The following is a 17,909-nucleotide window of genomic DNA, read 5'->3' as shown; positions in this document are numbered from 1 at the left end:
GCGGCGACGGCGAGCCGGCCGGCTGGTCGGGCCAGGCCGTGGGCGGCGCCGGTCAGGTCGCGGCCAGTTCGGCGTTCGCCCGCTGGGTGATCAGGGTGAGCACCCGGGCGGCGGCGCTGGCCTCGTCGGTCGGGATGTCCCCGTACAGCCGGGCGGTGATTCCCGCCACGGCGTCAGCGATGCGGGCCTGCATGGCACGGCCGGTGGCGGTGAGCCGCACGGACGCCTCGTCGAGGTGCGCGAGGTCGGCGTCGGCGAGGCCGGCGATCACCTCGTGCACGGCCGGTTCGTCGACCTTGAGGGTGCTGGTGATCCGGCGCACGAGCTGAGCATGCTCGACGGGGCCGGCGGCGAGGACGTTGAGCGCGAGGACCTGGCCGAAGCTGACGCCGAGGGGCGCGACGGCCCGTTCGAGCAGCGCCCGGGTGGCGTAGTGGGCCTGGCCGACGACCTGGCCGTTGAGGGTGGGGACGGTGGACATGACGCCTCCTTCAATACGTTGGCCGAGCCAACGTTGGTCGCCCCAACATAGCAGCCGATCGTGGGTCGCGCCAACGATTCCTGGTAGGCTGCAACCCATGGACAACGCGGCCCCGCAGTCACCCGCCGGGCTCAGCACCACCGGGACCTGGCTGCTCAACCAGACCGCCAGCCACGCCACCCGCCTGCTCAGCGAGGGCTTCGCCGCGCACGACCTACGCGGCTACCACTACCGGCTGCTCGCCAGCCTGGCCGAGGACGGGCCAGCGAGCCAGGCCGACCTCGGCCGTCGCTGCGGCATCGACCGCAGCGATGTGGTGGCCGCCATCAACGACCTGGCCGGCCGAGGGCTCGTGGTGCGGGCCCCCGACCCGGCCGATCGCCGCCGCAACGTCATCAGCGTCACCGACGCCGGCGCCGACGAGGCCCGCCGGATGGGCGCGACCGTCGAGCGCGTCCAAGCCGACCTGCTCGCCCCGCTGTCCAGCACCGAGCGCGAGCAGCTGACGCGACTGCTCACCCGACTGCTGCAGCACCACAGCCGGCACTGACCCGCCTCAGCGGGCCTCGCGCAGCTCCGCCAGCCGGGCCTCGATCTCGGCCAGCTCGGCGCGCAGCTTCTCGGCCTGCTGCTCCGCCTCGGCCCGCTCGGTGCCGAGGATCTGCTCCACCGCCTCCTGCACCCCCGGCACGTCGACCAACGCCACCATCTTCAACGCCTCGGCCGGCTTCACCACGTACGGCTTCGCCAGCGCCTTGCTGCCCTGCTGCGCCGCGACGGTCCACTCACCGTCGGCGTACGCCAGCGTCACGGTGAGGCCCGCGGGGCCCTTCGGCTTGACGGCCTTGACCGCCCGCCGCGCCGGCGGCTTCTCCGTCTGCTCCACCTTCGGCTCCTCCTGTCGCTGCGCGGGCACCCGCGGCGTGTCCAACACGAACTCCGGCGCGGCCACCGCGGGCGGCTCGGGCTCAGGCTCCGGCTTCGGCTCCACCACCCGACGAGTGACACCCTTGGGCGCCACGGCCAGATCGGCGGGGGAGAACGGCAACTCGTCGCGACCGAAACGCACCACCACGAACTCGTCGGACACCTCGGGGTCGGTCAGCTCGATCACCTGACCGACCTGACCGGCGATCTGCCCCGCCGCCGCGGTGAACACCACCCGCGGTTTGCGCCCGGCCGCCAACGCCTCCCGGATGCTCTGCACCTCGCTAGTGGACAAACCCTGGCCGGCATCCATCACAACCCTCTTCCGTACACCTGTTTGATTGCTGTCTTGATACCAGCCGGCTGCGACACCCACCGCACGGGGCTGTCGCCCACTCAGCCGCCCAACGCCCGCAGCGCCCGATCCGCGTGGTCGTTCATGCTGACCTCGCTGTGGATCACCTCGATGACCCGCCGGTCGGTGCCGATCACGAACGTCATCCGCTTCATGCTCAACGGCCCCAACGGCACCCGCCGCTTGACCCCGAACTGCTGCGCCACCGCGCCGTCGACGTCCGACAGCAGCGGATAGTCGAAGCCGTGCAGCTTCGAGAACTCGGCCTGCTTCGCCACCGTGTCGCGGCTGATGCCCACCCGCGACGCGCCCAGCGCCGTGAACTCCGCCGCGAGGTCGCGGAAGTGGCAGCTCTCCGCCGTGCACCCCCGGGTCATCGCCCCCGGGTAGAAGAACAGCACCACCGGCCCGCCCGCCAGGAACTCCGACAGCCGCCGCGGCGTGCCCGTCTCGTCCGGCAGCTCGAAATCCTGCACCACGTCGCCGACACCCACACCCGCCACCGCGCACCTCCATCGTCCGATCGACCGCGCGGTGAGCGTAAGCGATCACTCCCCGAGGACCCACAGGCGCTGGTCGCGGTAGCGTCGGCACAACCCATCGCCCAGCCCTCAGAACGCGGGAGGCACCATGGCACCCGTCACCGTCATCACCGGCGGCGGCCGGGGCATCGGCGCGGCCACCGCCCGCCGGCTCGCCGCCGCCGGCCACCACGTCGCCCTGTGCTACCGCCGCGACGAGGCCGCCGCCACCGCCGTCCTGGCCGACCTACGGACCGTCGGCGCACAGGCCATCGCGGTACGCGCCGACACCACCGACCCCGAGCAGGTGCGCGCCCTGTTCGACGCGGCCGACGACCTGCGCCGGGTCGTCGACGTCAACCTCGTCGGCTACGTCCTCTGCGCCCAGCAGGCCGCCCGGCGGCTCACCGACGGCGGGGCGATCGTCAACGTCTCCTCGGCGGCCGCGACCCTCGGCAGCCCGGGGGAGTACGTGCACTACGCGGCCGTGAAGGCCGCCACCGACACCCTCACCGTCGGCCTGGCCAAGGAACTCGCCCCGAAGGGCATCCGGGTCAACGCCGTCGCCCCCGGAATCGTGCGCACCGACATCCACGCCGACTCCGGGGTGCCCGACCGCGCCGACACCGCCGTCGGTCGCATCCCGCTGGGCCGCGCCGGCGAACCCGACGAGATCGCCGCCGCCATCGCCTGGCTGCTCGGCCCGGACGCCTCGTACGCCACCGGGACCGTGCTGCGCGTCTCCGGCGGTCTCTGACCACACCTGCACACGGTCAGAGACCGCCGGCCGTGCACACGGTCAGAGACCGCCCGATCCGGTTCAGTGGGTGAACAGCTTCGCCGCGGTCACGACGGTCTGCGCGACCCCGTAGCCGAGCAGCGCCGCCACCACCAACCAGGAGATCCACAACCGGGCCTGCTGCCCGGGTCGGCTGTCCTCACTCATCGCGTACCACTCCTCTGCGCCGTCGTGTCCTCGTCCACGTCCCGATCCCCGTGCCCATCGGCGGGCCGTTCCGTGTTCTGTTCCGCCGACGGTTCGTGGTAGCGCTGCGGCACCGGCCGCACCAGCAGGTTCGCCACGAAGCCCACGGCCAGCACCCCCACCATCGTGAACAGCGCCGGACGGTACGCCGCGGCCGTCAGCGATCCCGGCTCGCCCTGCGCGTCGAGGAACCCGTTCACGATCAGCGGACCCGCGATCCCCGCCGCCGACCAGGCGGTCAGCAACCGACCGTGGATCGCACCGACCTGGAAGGTGCCGAACAGGTCCCGCAGGTACGCCGGCACGGTCGCGAACCCACCGCCGTAGAACGACAGGATCACGCAGGCCAACAGCACGAACAGGGCCGTCGAGGTCTGCCCGACCAGCGCCAGCAGCGCGTACAACACCATGCCGACACCCAGGTACACAAGGTAGATCGGTTTACGGCCGATGACGTCCGAGGTGGACGACCACACGAACCGGCCGGCCATGTTGAACAGCGACAGCAGACCCACGAACCCGCCGGCCGCCGCGACGGTCACCGCCGAGGTGCCGTTGTCGCGGAAGAAGTCCTGGATCATCGGGCTGGCCTGCTCCAGGATGCCGATGCCGGCGGTCACGTTGCAGAACAGCACCACCCACAGCAGCCAGAACGAGCGGGTCTTCACCGCGTTCGCCGCCGACACGTTCGCCGTGGTGACCAGCGGCTTCGCCGCCACGCTGGTCGGGTCGAAGCCGGCCGGCCGCCAGTCCGGCGCCGGCACCCGCACGTTCGCCACCCCGAACATCATGACCACGAAGTAGCCCAGGCCGAGCGTCACGAACAGCCACACCAGGGCGCTGCCCGACGCCGTCGACCCCGCGTTGGCCGGGTCGTAGCCGGCGTCGAAGAACGACAACAGTTGCCGCGACAGGGGAGAGGCGACCATCGCCCCACCACCGAACCCCATGATCGCCAACCCGGTGGCCAGTCCTGGCCGGTCCGGGAACCACTTGATCAGGGTGGACACGGGGGAGATGTAACCGATGCCCAGCCCGATGCCGCCGAGCAGCCCGTAGCCCAGATACAGCAGCCACAGCTGCTTCGTGGCGATGCCCAGCGAGCCCACCAGGAAACCCGCCGCCCAGAAACAGGCCGACACGAACATGGCCTTACGCGGCCCGTTCGCCTCCACCCAGGTCCCGGCGATCGCGGCGGACAACCCGAGCATCACGATCGCGATGCTGAAGATCACCCCGATCGCCGTCTGACTGGTGTCGAAGTGGGCGATCAGCGAGTTCTTGTAGACGCTTGTGGCGTAGACCTGACCGATGCAGAGGTGAATGGCCAACGCCGCCGGGGGGATGAGCCATCGGCTGTAGCCGGGCGGCGCGACGGTGTGCCGACGATCGAGTGCGGAAAGCATGCGCTGCTTCCTCTCCGACGAGGACGAGAAACGTCGCACCCAACGTGCCCACACCACACGTAAGCGGCAAACCTCATCGTCGCCGGACGGTCGCTCCGCTGAGCTGAGCGGTCAGTCAGCGTCCGCGCGAGCCGCACGCCGACCGGCGGCGTGCGGCTCGGCTTCTACCGCAGGTCCGGGGTGTGCCAGTCGCCAGCCAACGCGTCGGCGTCCGCCGGACCCCAACTGCCCCTCTCGTACGACTGCACAGCCGTCGACAGATCCAGGATCGGCTCGACGATGCGCCACTCCTGCTCGATCGTCTCGGCCCGCGCGAAGCGCAGGTGCTGCCCGTCCATCGCGTCGTCGAGCAGCCGCTCGTAGGCCTCCTGTCGTCGACCGAGAGCAGCGCCGAAGTCGACGGACAGGTCCACCGGACGGCTCGCCACCTCGGCGCCCGGGCTCTTCGCCTGGATCGACATCGTGATGCCGTCACCGCGCCCGAGGCGGAAACGCAACAGGTTCGCGACCCCCACCGTGCCCCGCTCGGCCGGGATCAGCGAGCGCTGCGGCTGCTTGAACTCGACCACGACCTCCGTCGCCGTCCCCGGCAGGGACTTACCGGTACGCAGGTAGATGGGCACACCCGCCCAGCGGGGGGAGTCGACGGTCAACCGGGTCGCCACGAACGTCTCCGTGTTCGAACCCGCCGCCACACCCGGCTCGTCGCGGTAGCCGGCGTACTGCCCACGAACCGTGGATTCCGGCGACAGCGGCGCGATCTGCCGCAGCACCGCGGCCTCCGCCTCCCGGAACGCCGCGGTGTCCTCGCTGGCCGGCGCCTCCATCGCGATCAGCGCGACGACCTGCAGGATGTGGTTCTGCAGCACGTCCCGGGTCGCGCCCACCGTGTCGTAGAAACCGGCCCGGCCCTGCGTACCGAAACCCTCGGCGAGGGTCACCTGGATGTTGTCGATGTGCTCGTTGTTCCACAGCGGCTCGAACAGCCGGTTGGCGAACCGGAAGGCGTAGAGACCCTCGACGGCCTCCTTGCCGAGGTAGTGGTCGATGCGGAAGACCCGCTCCGGCGCGAAGGCCGCGCCCAGCGTGCGCTCCAACTCGCGGGAGGACGCCAGGTCACGCCCGAACGGCTTCTCCACGATCACCCGACCCCGGTCGGCCAGACCCACCGCCGCCAGGCCGTCGACGACGGAGCCGAACACCGCCGGAGGGATCGCCAGGTAGAAGACCGGCCGCTCGGCGTCGCGCAGCCGCTCAGCCAGCCGCTGGTACGTCGTCGGGTCCGCGTAGTTGCCGGAGATCATCGAAAGGTTGTCCGCCAGCCGATCGAAGGTCTCGTCGTCGATCTCGTCGGTGGCCTCGGTGACCGACTTGCGGGCCATGGTGACCAGTTGCTGATCATCCCAGGCAGAGCGGGCCACACCGATCACCGGGACGTCGAGGCGGTCGCGCCGGGTCAACTCGTACAGAGCCGGGAACAGCTTCTTCGAGACGAGGTCTCCGGTGACGCCGAACAGCACTACCGCGTCTGAGCGCACGTGCATGTCACTTCCCATTCGATCATCCGAACCTGATCTTCCGAACGGACAACGGCACGACCCACTCCAGGAATTCCCCAGCGTGCGGCGTACGTGAGGTCGGCGACAACACTGTCTCGACGAGCCCTTATGTTAAGGAAGGTTTACAGTACGGGCGGAGCGCCGGTAGCCTGCGATTCTCATCGACAACTGTCGATCATTACGAGGCCTGGAGGTACCGTGCGTCGCCGACACACCACCACACGGCTGCTGGCCATCGCCGAACTCGGCTGGTCCACCTCCACCAGCCACGACTGGGAATCGTTCCGGACCCGACTGGGGGAGCAGGCGCCCCGCTGGCGACTGCAACAGGTCGACTTCTACCCGTCCCCGCAGGTGCCCTGGCTCTGAGCCGTACCCGTCGAAAGTGGGCACCGGCCGTCGGCCGGTGCCCACACGACGATCAGCGACCGCAGACGGTGTCCAACGCCTTCAGCGGCGGGTCGAGATCCGGCGCCTCGACCTCGGTGGCCTTCGGGCTGGCCAGGTGCTTCTCGACCCCCGCCGCCAAGGTCTCCAACGCGGTGCGCACCTGCGGATCGACAGCGGTCGGCGCCGCCGTCCGGAGATCCTGCAACAGCGCGGTGTAGTGGCCCCGGACCTTCGCGCCCGCCTCCTTGGCGCTGACCGGCTTGTCGATCGCGGCGATCGCGTCGTCGGCCATCGCGACGTAGTGCTTCTTGACAAAATCGAGACTGGCGTCGCAGACCTCCTTGCTGTTCGCCGCCACGTCGACGGTCGGGCTGGGCGCCGCGGTCGCCGTCGGCGCGGCGGTCCCCGCGCTCTCCTTCTCGGCAGGCTGGCAGCCGACAACGAGACAAGCGGTCGCGACCAGACCAACGACAATACGGACAGGCGTACTCGTCAAGGCGTTTCCCCCGTGGTGATGTGCGGCCCCGCCGTTCGAGGTGAACGCGCGGCGGCCGGAGCGCACCACTGTAGACAGCCGACGTCGATGCCGCACACGGCTTTCACCCGCCGGCTCGGTGTCCCTGCTCACCCCGCCAAACATGAGACGTTGGAGCGCACAGCCAACCCCCAGCGAGGACTCCTTCATGCACCTGGCGTACCACCAATCAGCGCAAACCGGACCAGCGGTGGTGTGCCTACCCATGTTCAGCATGAGCCGCGCCGCCACGGCCGCCGCCTTCAGCCCCGCCCTGGCGGGCGCGGGCCTGCGAGAGATCTACCTGGACCTGCCCGGCCACGGAGACACCCCCACACACTGCCCACCCACCTCCCAGGCGGTGCTCGACACCGTCAGCGCCTGGCTCGACCACCACCTCGACACGCCAGCCCTGCTCGCCGGTGGCTCCTACGGCGCGTACCTGGCCGCCGGCCTCGCCCGCCAACGACCCGACCTCGTCCGCGGCCTGCTCCTCGTCTGTCCCGGAGTCACCATCGCCCGTCACACCCGGACTCTGCCCGACGAACCACCGCTCGAAGCGCCCACCGGCTGGCTCGACGCCGCCCCCACCGCCCTGCACGCACACCTCGACGCCGCACTGGGCCACCGCACCCCAGCCGTCGTCACGACGGTGCTCGCGGCACTGAACTCAGGCGGCCCCGGCGACGCGACATTCCAACAGGAGTTGCAGGGCGGCCCCGGCTACGCGCTACCCGACGAGGACGCCGACGTCGCCTTCGACGGCCCGGTCAGCGTGATCACCGGCCGACAGGACCGCATCGTCGGGTACGCCGACCAGTTCCGCGCCATGCGTCACTATCCGCGCGGCACCTACACCGTGCTCGACGCGGCCGGGCACTACCTGCCGTACGAACAACCCACAGCGCTACACGCGCTCACCCAGGACTGGCTGCGCCGTACGCACATCTGACGACCCGAGCTGGGGGAGCGGACCGCTGGACCAACAGCCCGACGCAACGGCTCGTGGAGCTGGTGCGATCCGGGGCAGACCCCCCGCCCCGGATCGGATCAGAGTTCCCGGTAGTAGACGGCGATCGGCAGCGGCGTGCAACCCAGCGCTTCGTACAGGGCTCGGGCGGGCACGTGGAAGCCGTCCCCGCCCGTGCCGATAGTGACGACCTCGGCGCCGAGGTCCCGCATCGCGGCGAACGCATGCTCGCACAGCACGGTTCCCGCGCCGAGCCGGCGGTGCTCCGCGGACACGGCGAGGATCGTGACGCTGGCACTTCGGCGCTCGGGTTCCACGGCCCAGGCCACGTAGCCGGCGACGGCACCGTCGATCTCGGCCACCGCGACGTACCGGTGCTCGGCGGGGTCGTGCAGCACGGCAACCTGCTTGACGTAGTCGTCGCGCCACCTGCCGTGCTGGTTGGCGAAAACGATCTCGCCCACGAGAGGGCGGAAGGATTCTTCGTAGAACGGCCCGAACGTCTCGATGGTCAGTTCGGTGAGCCGAGCCAGGTCATGCTGAAGAAACGAGCGGATACGCATGGGAGTGTGCCTCTCGAGCTGAGGTTCTGAAAGCCAACAAAACAGGCATCAGATGGCCAGCCAGCGGCCGCAACGGCGGCGAGCCGACCCTCAGTGGCGGGTACGCCAGGCAGCGAAGCAACTCATGAACGAATCCTACGGGGCGCTGCACCCGAGTTCGCGGCACGCGCTGTCCACCGCGACCGAGCGGTAAGCACGATTCGATAATGCACATTATGTAAAGCTAGGCGTTCTGGCGGTCCCCTCGTCGTCGCCGGACAGGGGTCAGTCGCGCGTCAGGCCGGGCGGACACGCGTCCTCGTCCAGCCCGACGAGGCGCGCATTGACCAGCGGGTTGTGCCGCAGTGCCGTGAGCACGGCGACGCTGGCGCCGATGTCGGTCCAGGTGTCGTCCCAGAGGGCCGAGACGAGCCAGGAACGGTCCGCCGGGAAGAACAGGTCGGGCAGCGTCCCGTCGCCGCGCATGTGACCGGTCCGCCAGGTGCGGGCCTGTTCCGGCCCGGCCTCGACCAACACGTAGGACCAACCCCAGTAGAGGGACACCCTCGGGGCGTACGGGAAGACGACGTCGTGGGCGCCGGTGTCGAGAAAGCCCAGCCACCAGGGCTGATCCGCGGTGCACGACACCAACTCGTCGATCACGGCACGTTCGTGGGCGTCGAAACCGACACCTTCTGGCGGGTAGAAGGTGCCGTACGCCTCGAACACCGGCGGGATCGCCGTGGTGACCGAGAAACCCTGCGTGGTGCGCCCGGCGAGCCAGGCGACGTCGCTGGCCGCGCCGATCCGCCAGGGCCGCCCGTCCTTGCTGACCTCCGTAGGCCCGGTCCGAGTCGTTGCGTCTGCCGCGTCGCCGGCGACCCGGGTGGGCGACGCATATGGAGCCCACCCGCGTCGGCCTGCGGCCCGCCACCGGTGTCCCGTTGGGCAGACCAGATCCATCGGGCCCTCCAGGTCGGTGTAGACGGTAGGCGCGCCGGGTCGACCACAGGTGGGACAGGTGGCGGCGGGCGGCGTCATGCCGCGCACGATACGTGCTCCTCGATCAGCTCCAGCCCTTCTTGTGCGGTCCGGACCGCGGCGCGTGGCGGCGCGTGGCGGCGCGTGGCGGCGCGTGGCGGCGCGTGGCGGCGCGTGGCGGCGGGCGGCGGCGGGCGGCGGCGGGCGGCGGCGGGCGGCGGCGGGCGGCGGCGGGCGGCGGCGGGCGGCGGCGAGTGCCTGTCGAGTTGCCCCAGGCATGGGGCACGGCAGCGTTCGGCGCCGGAACCGCCGGCCCCGCAACCGCCGGCCCCACGTACCGGGCGGGCGGTGATATCCGTCGGTGCCGTTATCGCCCGCCCCCGCAATCGCCCGCCCCACCGCTGGGGCAGCTCGACAGGCAATCAACAGCACATCCGGGGCTAGGGCCTGGATGTGCTCCGCTCCCCTCGTTCACCCGCTTCCCCGAAACACGAAAATGCTGCATAATATCCCTTATGCATGACAAAAAGGACGAATCGCTCGGAGTGTTGATTGAGGAGTTCCTGACCGCGCGAGCCACCCGCAAGCCCTCCCCCCACACGCTGGCCGCGTACCGCAGGGATCTGCACGCGATCGCGGCTCTGATCGCGGAGGCCCCTCCCCTCCCCCTGGACTCCTTGTCGATCACCGACCTCTCCCCCCGGGTGATGCGGGCGGCCTTCGCCCGGTTCGCCGCTCCCCGAGCGCCCGCGTCGGTGCATCGGGCCTGGTCCACCTGGAACAACTTCTTCACGTTCCTGGTCGCTGACGGGTTCGTGGCGGGTAACCCGATGCCGGCGGTCGGGCGGCCTCGGGCGCTACTCCCCCAGCCGAAGCCGCTGCGCGGCGCGGACACCCCCGAGGTGCTGCTCGCGTCCGCCGCGCGAGACGACGGCCGGCAACGCGATCCGTGGCCGGAGCGGGACGTGGCGGTGCTGGCGGTGGCGCTCTGCGCCGGGTTGCGTCTGTCGGAGTTGCTGGCGTTGCGCGTCGACTCGCTCGGCGGTCGGCCCGGTGAGCGGCGGGTCGAGGTGTCGGGCAAGGGCGGGCGGCCTCGGGTGGTGCCGATCGAGGCGGATCTGGACCGGGTGCTGAGGGACTACCTGGACAGTCGGGTGCGGCGCTTCGGTTCGCGGTCGGTACGCCCCGACTCGGCGTTTCTGGTGGATCGGCGTGGTGAGCCGTTGCGCCGTGGTGGCCTGCAGTATCTCGTCGAGTCCTGTTATCGGCGGGCGGGCATCGGTGACCGGGTGCCGCGGGGGGCACGGTTGCACGCGCTGCGGCACACGTTCGCGACCCGGTTGGCGGAGGACGGTGCGAGCGCGGCGGAGATCATGCGGTTGTTGGGGCACGCGTCGTTGGCGTCGTCGCAGACGTACATCGAGGTGACGGCGGGGCAGCAGCGCGACGCGGTCCGCGCCAACCGGACCAACCGCGCGTTGGCGGGTCTGGTGCCGCCGGGGTGAGTGTGGTCAGTGTGCGCGGTGGTCGGTGTCGTCGGCGGTGACGGGTAGGGGGCCGAGGACGGCGTTGATGACGTGGATGCGGGCGTTGGTGGCCTGGTAGTCGGCGCAGACCGTGTCGGCGCGGTCGGCGAGGCGGGTGGTGGGCCCGGCGCGGGTGACGGTGACGGTGACGCCGTCGAGGGTGGTGGCGGTGCCGGCGGTGGTGAGGTCGGCGATCGGGTGGGTTCCGGTGATGAGGTGGGCTTTCAGCAGGGTGCGCAGCTGGTCGGTGTGGTGGGTCATGAGGTCGTCCCAGTTGTCCTCGGAGAACGTGGCGCCGAAGGCGTCGTCGGAGGGCGCCAGGACGGTGACGCCGGCGTCGGCGGGCAGGTCGGTGAGGACGCCGCTGGTGCGCAGGGCGGCCTCGAACGTGGTGAGGGTGGGGATCCAGCGCAGCGCCTGGTCGACGGGTTGACCGGCGAGGAAGCTCGGGTTGCCGGGGTCGGTGCCGGTGGGCAGGGCGGCGCAGAGTGGCCCGGTGACCTGGGGCGCGGTGGTCGCTGGCGCGGCATCCGTGCGGGGAGCTGCGGGGCTCCCGGTGCAGGCAGCGAGCAGCAGGGTCGGCAGGAGCAGGCCGAGCGTCCGTCGGACGTGCCGGGCGCCGTGCGGTCCGCGGGATCGTCGGGGGTGTCGCGGTGCGGTGCTGGGGTGCGCCACGGTGGCCTCCACGGGTGCGGGGGTTTGTGGTGCGGCGGGGGGGGGGCCCCCCCCCCCCCCCCCCCCCGCGGCTGCTCGCTAGTTGTTGTCGGTCACAGTGCCGCGCACTGGGTGGTGCGGGGGCCGTGGACGGTGTTGGCGATGCCGAGGTTGTGTGGGGTGGGGTTGTTGCCGGTGCAGGTGAGTGGGCCGCGGATGGTGGTGCCGGCCAGCACCGGTGCGTCGGTGCCTGTGGTGTTGCCGGACAGGTCGACGGGGCCGGCGATGGTGGCGTCGATGACGGAGATCGTGTCGGTGGTGTTGGTGATGCGGACCGGCCCGTTGATGGTGCTGTCGGCGAGCATGATGCCGACGGCGCCGGTGGCGGTGAGCGGGCCGCTGATGGTCGTCGCGGTGGTGACGAGTGCGGCGCCGGGTCGGACGGTGACCGGGCCGTTGATGGTGGCGTCGTCGGCGCAGGTGAAGCCGGATACGACCAGCGGTCCGTTGCGCCGGCCGGTGAGGGTCGGGTAGACGCGTTCGCCGTCGGTCAGCTTCTCGACGCCCTTGGTGTCGAGCAGCAGCGGGATCAGGCCGCGTTCGGGCTGGTTGAGGGGTACGTAGTAGCCGTCGCCGGTCTTGATGACCTTCCAGCCGTGTGCGGTGATGCGTTGGGCGACTGTGGTGCCGATGCCGCCGGGTCCGTCGGTGCGGGCGCCGTTGTACTGCGCGTCGGTGAGTTTGTAGGCGCAGGGCGCGTTGTCGAGGATCAGGTCGGCGGGGGGCGCGTCGAGTGGTGGTGGGCTGTCGCCGGGGTGTGGTGCCGGGTGGGCGGGGATGGGGCGGGATCCGCGGAAGACCAGCCGGCCGGTGTTGGCGGCCTGGGATTCGATGGCGTTGGTGCGGGCTTGCAGGATGTCGGCGCGGTCGGTGCGGTGGTAGTCGAGGAACTGGTGGAACGTCCACAGGGCGGAGTAGGTCTTGCGGCGCCGGTTGTTGGCGGTGTTGCCCTCGTCGGGGCGGGTCTGGCCGCCGGAGCTGCGTAGTTCCAGCAGGGAGTTGGTGACGTTCTTGAGGCCGAGGGTGTTGCGCAGGATGGTTTCCTCGCTGAGGCCGACGTTGCCGCCGCCTTCGCAGCCGTAGGGGCAGGCCCACCAGCCGGCTTCGGCGCCCTTGGCGTACATGTGGCCTTCGATCATGTCCTGGGACTGGTCGAAGATGGGTTGGGCGACGTTCTGGTGCCGTGGTGGCAGCATCGGCAGGTCGCCGGCGCGGGAGTTGCCGAACTCGTGGCCGTCGTAGCCGGCGACGGGTCGGTAGTCGCGGACCATCCTGATGTACGCGGTGGTTTCGGGTTGGCGGATCAGGGAGTAGTCGCGGTTGAGGTCCTGGCCGGTGGAGTTGCCGCGGGTGTTGTTGGCGCGGCCGTCTCCGTTGATGGTGGGGACGATCAGGACGGTGGTGTGGGTGAGGAGGTCGGTGATGCGGGGGTCGGTGCTGAAGGCGAGTTGGCGGGCCATGATGAGGCAGGCTTCGCGGTCGCCGGGTTCGTTGCCGTGCACGTTGCAGTTGATGGCCACAGGTGCGGTGGCGGCGATGGCTGCGGGGGTGGCCGCCGGGGTGGGGTGGCCGATGACGAGCATGTTGATGGGTCGGTTCTGCACGGTGCGGCCGAGTTCGACGACGCGGACGCGGTCGCTGAGGGTGTCGATGGCGGCGGTGTAGGCGTACTCGTCGGTGTCGCTTGTGTATTGCGCGGCGTGGGTGGTCTCCCATTGGGTGCGCAGGTTCTGGCCGGGGGTGTCGGGGTTGCCCCAGGGTGCGGTGGTGGTGGCGGTGACCGGGTCGGAGTAGGGCTGTTCGGTGGTGCCGGTGCGGGCGCGTACGCGCCATTGGAAGGTGTCGCCGGGGTTGTAGCCGGCGTCGGCGAAGGTGGGTGCCTGTTGGTTGATCTGGCGGTTGGGTCGCCAGATACCGACGACGGTGGGTGCGCCGGTGGGGGTGTTGTCGGCGTCGACGGGGGTGCGTTCGATCTGGTAGTCGGTGGCGCCGTCGACGGGTTGCCAGGCGAGGGTGGTGTATCCGTCGGCCTGGTGGGCGGTGAGGGCGCTGACCTGGTCCGGTGGTGCGGCGTTGGCGGGGGTGGGTGCTGCGGTGCTGAGCGTGATGGCGATGAGGGTGGACACGGCGATGACTGTGGGTCGCTGGCGTCTCATGTGGCCTCCGACGAGTTGATCGTGGCGCGTATCGATCAGCATGATCGTCGGAGTTCCTCGATGCAATGATCTTGAGGGAATCTTGCGGTCCGCTCCCCCGCCGCGGCGTGACCGTCAGCGGGCGTGGCGCAGGGCCCAGTCGAGGGCGACCTCGGTGATGGTGTCGCCCCGGTAGAGCGCGGCGTTGGCGGGGCGGTGTCAGCCGAGGTCGACCAGCAGGGGGCGGTGGTCGGAGATGGTGGACGGCGGCGCGGTGACGGCGCGTACCGGTGGGAGGTCGGCGAGGGCGTGCCGGTCGGCGAGGATGTGGTCGAGTTGGACGCGGGGCTGCCCGGACGGGTAGGTGGGGCGGCGGCCCAGGGGGTGCCAGCCGGAGATGAGCCGGGCCGCGCCGGCGGGCAGGTTGAGGTCGCCGAGCAGGACGCGGGGGCCCGGTAGGGCGCGCAGGGCGCGGACGGTCTGGCGTAGTTGGCGGGCGTTCCAGCCGGGCACGAAGGACAGGTGGGTCGCGGCGACGGTGAGGGGGCCGTGCGGGGTGTCCAGGACGGCGGCGAGGACCACGCGGGGTTCGTCGTGCAGCAGGATGAGGCCGCCGCGGGGGCCGGGCGCATAGACCGGTGAGCGTACGGGCGCCGGCTTGAGTCGGGTGACCTGCCAGCTGCGTACGGGGTGTCGGCTGATCAGCCCGATGCCGTAGCAGGGTTCGCCGTGGCCGTCGTCGTCGTGGCGTAGCGGGCGGAACTGTTCGCCGGGGGTGCCGACGACGGCGGCGGCGAAGCGGTGGTGGGGGGCGTCGAGGGCGCGGGCGGCGATGGCGGTGAGGTCGAGGTTGCCGCTGCGGCGTTGGTCGCGGTCGACCTCCTGCAGGGCGAGCACGTCGGCGTCGAGGGCGCCGATGGCGGCGGCGAGCCGGTCGGAGTCGACGAGCCCGTCGGTGAGGGATCGTCCGTGCAGCAGGTTGAAGGTGGCCAGGCGCACTCCTGCACCTTACGTGGCCGTGGCATGGTTGCCGGGTGGTGAAGGTGTTGCTGTGCTCGGTGCTGGTGTTCGTGGCGGTCGGGGCGTTGGGGGTGTGGTTGCGGCGTTCGCGGGGTCGGTGAGCGGGTGAGGCTGGCCACTCGGGTTCCGCTGCGGCGCGTCGGGTGGGGAGAATTGCCGCCCGTGGACGCCGTGACACTGAGTACCCTCCTGGCCGCCGCCGCGATGGCCGGGTGGGTCGATGCCGTGGTCGGTGGTGGCGGGTTGTTGCTGCTGCCGGCGTTGCTGGTGGCCGCACCGGGGTTGCCGGTGGCCACCGCGCTGGGCACGAACAAGTTGGCCGCGATCTTCGGTACGGCCACGGCGGCGACGACGTACGCCCGCAGGACGACTGTCGACTGGCGGGTGGCGGGGCCGGCGGCGGGGTTGGCGGTGTTCAGCGCGGGCGTGGGCGCGGCGCTCGCCGGGGCGGTGCCGGCGTCGGCGTACCGGCCGGTGGTGTTGGTGGTGTTGGTGGCGGTGGCGGTGTTCGTGCTGCTGCGTCCCCGGCTGGGGGTGCTGCCGGCGCCGCAGCGGCGCACCCCGGCGCGGGTGGCGGCGGTGGTCGCGGTGGCCGGGGTGGGGATCGCCCTGTACGACGGGTTGATCGGCCCGGGTACCGGCACGTTTCTGGTGTTGGCGTTCACCGCAATCATCGGCGCGGACTTCGTGCACGGCTCCGCGATGGCGAAGGTCGTGAACGCGGGGACGAACCTGGGCGCGCTCGTGGTGTTCGGGGTGACCGGGCACGTGTGGTGGCTGCTGGGCGCGGGCATGGCAGTGTGCAACATCGCCGGCGCGGTGGTGGGGGCGCGGATGGCGTTGCGCCGCGGCTCCGGGTTCGTGCGGGTCGTGTTGCTGGTGGTGGTGGTGGCGTTGGTCGCGAAGCTCGGCCATGACCAGTGGGTGGCTCGGTGAGGGTGCGCTGACCCCGGGGGTTACCGGGGGTCGGCGGCTGCCTGGGTCGCTGACTCTCCGGTGTGTCGGAGCAGCCCGTCGAGCGGGGCTGTCGTTGGCGCGGGGACGCCGGGTCGGCGGGTGCGGACTGTGTCGTAGACGCTGATGCCGAGTCGGGCCAGCGCGAGTGCGGCTGACAGGGCGACCACGATGCGGATGGCGTGACCGACGTCTGGTGCCCACAGCTGGAGCTTGGCCAGTCCGGCGCCCTTCCAGAAGGTGGGCACCAGCCACGTGGCGGTGGCTGCGACGGCGGTGCATCCGCCGATCCAGCAGGCGGTGGTGACGATCGTCCGGGTGCGTGAACGGGCCGGCGGGGTGGGGCCGTGTCGCCGGGTACGCAGGATGCGGGTCACGGACCATCCCAGCATGATGAGCAGTGCTGCGGCGATGGCGAGCAACCCGCCGAGGGCCCAGGTGTGAATCGGGTCTTCGGTGGCGGCCGTCGGTGTGCCACCGTGCAGAATGCGGGTCACGTTGAACGCTCCGGCGCTCAGCGGCGCGTCCATCGGCAGGCCGTAGATGTTGGCCATGATGATCACGGCGAGGTTCGCGTCGGGATCCAGCACGATGTGGGTGAAGTAGTCCGGGGTCGCGCCGGCGTGCCAGACGATGCGCGCGCCGACGCCGTCCAGGGGGCTGTTCTTCCAGCCGAACCCGTAGGTGCCGTGACCGGTGTCCACGGTTCCGGTGTGCATCTGTTTCGTGCCCTCGGCGCTGAGGATCCGGGTGTCGCCGAAGCGACCGCCGCCCACTTGCGCGACGGCGTAGTGGGACAGGTCGTCGAGGCTGGCCGCGAGGAACCCGTACGGCACTCCGGCGGTGTCGAACGGCGCGGCGAAGCGCTGCGGCCGGCCGAGGTAGTACCGGTGCCCGGCGGGGATGCCGACGGCGCGGGCCTCGTCGGCGGTGGCTGCGGAACGCGTCATCCGGAGGGGATCGAGCACGTGGCGGCGCAGGTAGCCGCCGAAGGTCTCGCCGGCGACGCTCTCGACGAGCGCGCCGAGGATCATGTAGTTGGCGTCGCTGTACTCGTAGGCCTGCCCGACGGGCGTGGTGGGTCGCAGGGTGCTCAGGTCACGCACGGATTGGGTCAGTGCTCCGGGCCGGTTGTCGTACCGGTCTGTCAGGTCGGTGCTCCACACCTGCGGTAGGCCGCTGGTGTGGGTCAACAGGTGGCGGACGGTGACCGTCCGGGTGGTGTCCGCGGCACCGAGTCGCAGCCACGGGAGGTACGTGGAGGCCGCGGCGTCGAGGTGGACCCGGCCGGACTCGACTAGTTGGGCCACCGCCAGTGCGGTGAACGACTTGCTCGTCGATCCGAGCATGAACGGCGTCTGTGTCGTCATCGGCCGTCCGTCGCCGTCGACACCCCAGGCACCCCGCTGGAGGATCTCGTCGCCGCGGATCACCGCGTATGCCATTCCGGGTGCCCGTGTTTGCTTCAGGTAGGCGCGTAGGTAGTGCTCGGTGGCGGCGAGTTCGTCGACGGACGCGGGGCTGGCCGCGACGGGCGCGGCTGTCATGGCCAGCACGACCAGGCAGGTGGCTGCGCCGATGAGGCGGCGGGTCCGCGTCCGCAGTCGGGTCGGGGTGTTCACGTCGAATGTCCTCCCCCGTCGGTGGTCCGTCAGCCGATCTGGCTCAGCAGCTTCTCGAGGGCGGCCAGTCGCTGCCGGACCTCGCCGAGTTCGTCCCGTACGCCCTTGAGCTCGCCTGCGGTGGCCTGCGCACTGTCGGCGCCCCGTTCGGCCAGCACTCGGTAGCCCTCCTCCCGGGCCGCCGCGTACCGGGCCCGATAGATGCTGGTCCCGATGAGACCGGCGACGGTGATCACCGCCAGCACGATCGCCGTCACGGCGATGGTGGAGGTCTGCGCCACGTCCAACGCCACCTGATGGGTCATTG

The 17,909-nt window shown here is 71.0% G+C and carries 20 protein-coding genes; 6 read left to right on the top strand and 14 right to left on the bottom strand.

Annotation, left to right across the window (positions count from 1 at the left end):
• Window positions 1-52: 52 nt before the first annotated feature.
• Window positions 53-481 carry a hypothetical protein gene (locus ACLQ3B_RS27880; protein ID WP_425783654.1) on the bottom strand — a complete coding sequence of 143 codons (429 nt, stop codon included), beginning with the start codon at window positions 479-481 and terminating at the stop codon, window positions 53-55.
• A gap of 97 nt (window positions 482-578) precedes the next feature.
• Between ACLQ3B_RS27880 and ACLQ3B_RS27875 the strand changes: the two genes are divergently transcribed.
• On the top strand, window positions 579-1,031 hold the full coding sequence (locus tag ACLQ3B_RS27875; RefSeq protein ID WP_425783653.1) for a MarR family winged helix-turn-helix transcriptional regulator: 453 nt from the start codon (window positions 579-581) through the stop codon (window positions 1,029-1,031).
• A 6-nt stretch (window positions 1,032-1,037) separates the two neighbouring features.
• Here ACLQ3B_RS27875 and ACLQ3B_RS27870 read toward each other — a convergent pair whose 3' ends face one another.
• Entirely contained in the window at window positions 1,038-1,721 is a 684-nt protein-coding gene (locus ACLQ3B_RS27870; protein WP_196923105.1) for a hypothetical protein, read from the bottom strand.
• A gap of 83 nt (window positions 1,722-1,804) precedes the next feature.
• Window positions 1,805-2,266, bottom strand: a complete 462-nt coding sequence (locus tag ACLQ3B_RS27865) for a peroxiredoxin (protein WP_425783652.1) — start codon at window positions 2,264-2,266, stop codon at window positions 1,805-1,807.
• A gap of 127 nt (window positions 2,267-2,393) precedes the next feature.
• Between ACLQ3B_RS27865 and ACLQ3B_RS27860 the strand changes: the two genes are divergently transcribed.
• On the top strand, window positions 2,394-3,041 hold the full coding sequence (locus ACLQ3B_RS27860; RefSeq protein ID WP_425783651.1) for an SDR family oxidoreductase: 648 nt from the start codon (window positions 2,394-2,396) through the stop codon (window positions 3,039-3,041).
• 63 nt (window positions 3,042-3,104) lie between these two features.
• On the opposite strand, the gene ACLQ3B_RS27855 is transcribed toward ACLQ3B_RS27860, so the two are convergent.
• From ACLQ3B_RS27855 to zwf, 3 genes are all read right to left on the bottom strand, one after another.
• The gene (locus ACLQ3B_RS27855; protein WP_256442137.1) at window positions 3,105-3,230 is read right to left on the bottom strand and encodes an MFS transporter small subunit; all 126 of its coding nucleotides are present in this window, start codon (window positions 3,228-3,230) and stop codon (window positions 3,105-3,107) included.
• Window positions 3,227-4,675 carry an OFA family MFS transporter gene (locus tag ACLQ3B_RS27850; protein ID WP_425783650.1) on the bottom strand — a complete coding sequence of 483 codons (1,449 nt, stop codon included), beginning with the start codon at window positions 4,673-4,675 and terminating at the stop codon, window positions 3,227-3,229. Before ACLQ3B_RS27850 ends, ACLQ3B_RS27855 begins: the two co-directional genes overlap by 4 nt.
• Window positions 4,676-4,839: 164 nt before the next feature.
• The gene (gene zwf / locus ACLQ3B_RS27845) at window positions 4,840-6,219 is read right to left on the bottom strand and encodes a glucose-6-phosphate dehydrogenase (RefSeq protein ID WP_425783649.1); all 1,380 of its coding nucleotides are present in this window, start codon (window positions 6,217-6,219) and stop codon (window positions 4,840-4,842) included.
• A 213-nt stretch (window positions 6,220-6,432) separates the two neighbouring features.
• Here zwf and ACLQ3B_RS27840 point away from each other — a divergent pair, with 213 nt between their 5' ends.
• Entirely contained in the window at window positions 6,433-6,603 is a 171-nt protein-coding gene (locus tag ACLQ3B_RS27840; protein ID WP_425783648.1) for a hypothetical protein, read from the top strand.
• A 52-nt stretch (window positions 6,604-6,655) separates the two neighbouring features.
• Here the strand turns inward: ACLQ3B_RS27840 and ACLQ3B_RS27835 are convergent, their stop codons facing one another.
• Entirely contained in the window at window positions 6,656-7,120 is a 465-nt protein-coding gene (locus ACLQ3B_RS27835; RefSeq protein ID WP_425783647.1) for a hypothetical protein, read from the bottom strand.
• 187 nt (window positions 7,121-7,307) lie between these two features.
• Between ACLQ3B_RS27835 and ACLQ3B_RS27830 the strand changes: the two genes are divergently transcribed.
• Window positions 7,308-8,090 carry an alpha/beta fold hydrolase gene (locus ACLQ3B_RS27830; RefSeq protein WP_425783777.1) on the top strand — a complete coding sequence of 261 codons (783 nt, stop codon included), beginning with the start codon at window positions 7,308-7,310 and terminating at the stop codon, window positions 8,088-8,090.
• A 98-nt stretch (window positions 8,091-8,188) separates the two neighbouring features.
• Here the strand turns inward: ACLQ3B_RS27830 and ACLQ3B_RS27825 are convergent, their stop codons facing one another.
• Window positions 8,189-8,671 (bottom strand): GNAT family N-acetyltransferase, encoded by a 483-nt coding sequence (locus ACLQ3B_RS27825; RefSeq protein WP_425783646.1) that lies wholly within the window; start codon window positions 8,669-8,671, stop codon window positions 8,189-8,191.
• A 264-nt stretch (window positions 8,672-8,935) separates the two neighbouring features.
• Complete coding sequence (locus ACLQ3B_RS27820) at window positions 8,936-9,691, bottom strand: hypothetical protein (RefSeq protein ID WP_425783645.1); 756 nt, start codon at window positions 9,689-9,691, stop codon at window positions 8,936-8,938.
• A gap of 455 nt (window positions 9,692-10,146) precedes the next feature.
• On the opposite strand from ACLQ3B_RS27820, the gene ACLQ3B_RS27815 reads away from it, so the two are divergent.
• Complete coding sequence (locus ACLQ3B_RS27815) at window positions 10,147-11,136, top strand: tyrosine-type recombinase/integrase (RefSeq protein ID WP_425783644.1); 990 nt, start codon at window positions 10,147-10,149, stop codon at window positions 11,134-11,136.
• Window positions 11,137-11,142: 6 nt separating this feature from the next.
• Here the strand turns inward: ACLQ3B_RS27815 and ACLQ3B_RS27810 are convergent, their stop codons facing one another.
• From ACLQ3B_RS27810 to ACLQ3B_RS27800, 3 genes are all read right to left on the bottom strand, one after another.
• A complete protein-coding gene (locus ACLQ3B_RS27810; RefSeq protein ID WP_425783643.1) occupies window positions 11,143-11,832 on the bottom strand; it encodes a fasciclin domain-containing protein in 690 nt (229 codons plus the stop codon).
• Window positions 11,833-11,924: 92 nt separating this feature from the next.
• Window positions 11,925-14,027 (bottom strand): M14 family zinc carboxypeptidase, encoded by a 2,103-nt coding sequence (locus ACLQ3B_RS27805; protein WP_425783642.1) that lies wholly within the window; start codon window positions 14,025-14,027, stop codon window positions 11,925-11,927.
• Window positions 14,028-14,225: 198 nt separating this feature from the next.
• Window positions 14,226-15,005, bottom strand: coding sequence for an endonuclease/exonuclease/phosphatase family protein (locus tag ACLQ3B_RS27800; RefSeq protein WP_425783641.1), 780 nt, complete (start codon window positions 15,003-15,005; stop codon window positions 14,226-14,228).
• A gap of 183 nt (window positions 15,006-15,188) precedes the next feature.
• On the opposite strand from ACLQ3B_RS27800, the gene ACLQ3B_RS27795 reads away from it, so the two are divergent.
• The gene (locus ACLQ3B_RS27795) at window positions 15,189-15,962 is read left to right on the top strand and encodes a sulfite exporter TauE/SafE family protein (protein WP_425783640.1); all 774 of its coding nucleotides are present in this window, start codon (window positions 15,189-15,191) and stop codon (window positions 15,960-15,962) included.
• Between the two features lie 20 nt (window positions 15,963-15,982).
• On the opposite strand, the gene ACLQ3B_RS27790 is transcribed toward ACLQ3B_RS27795, so the two are convergent.
• Window positions 15,983-17,602, bottom strand: a complete 1,620-nt coding sequence (locus tag ACLQ3B_RS27790) for a serine hydrolase domain-containing protein (RefSeq protein ID WP_425783639.1) — start codon at window positions 17,600-17,602, stop codon at window positions 15,983-15,985.
• Between the two features lie 29 nt (window positions 17,603-17,631).
• Complete coding sequence (locus ACLQ3B_RS27785; RefSeq protein ID WP_425783638.1) at window positions 17,632-17,907, bottom strand: hypothetical protein; 276 nt, start codon at window positions 17,905-17,907, stop codon at window positions 17,632-17,634.
• Between the last annotated feature and the right edge of the window lie 2 nt (window positions 17,908-17,909).

Source organism: Micromonospora sp. DT53, assembly GCF_049841535.1.
Lineage (GTDB): Bacteria > Actinomycetota > Actinomycetes > Mycobacteriales > Micromonosporaceae > Micromonospora.
Note: the sequence above shows the minus strand (reverse complement) of the source record. Positions and strands in the feature narration are given on the sequence as shown.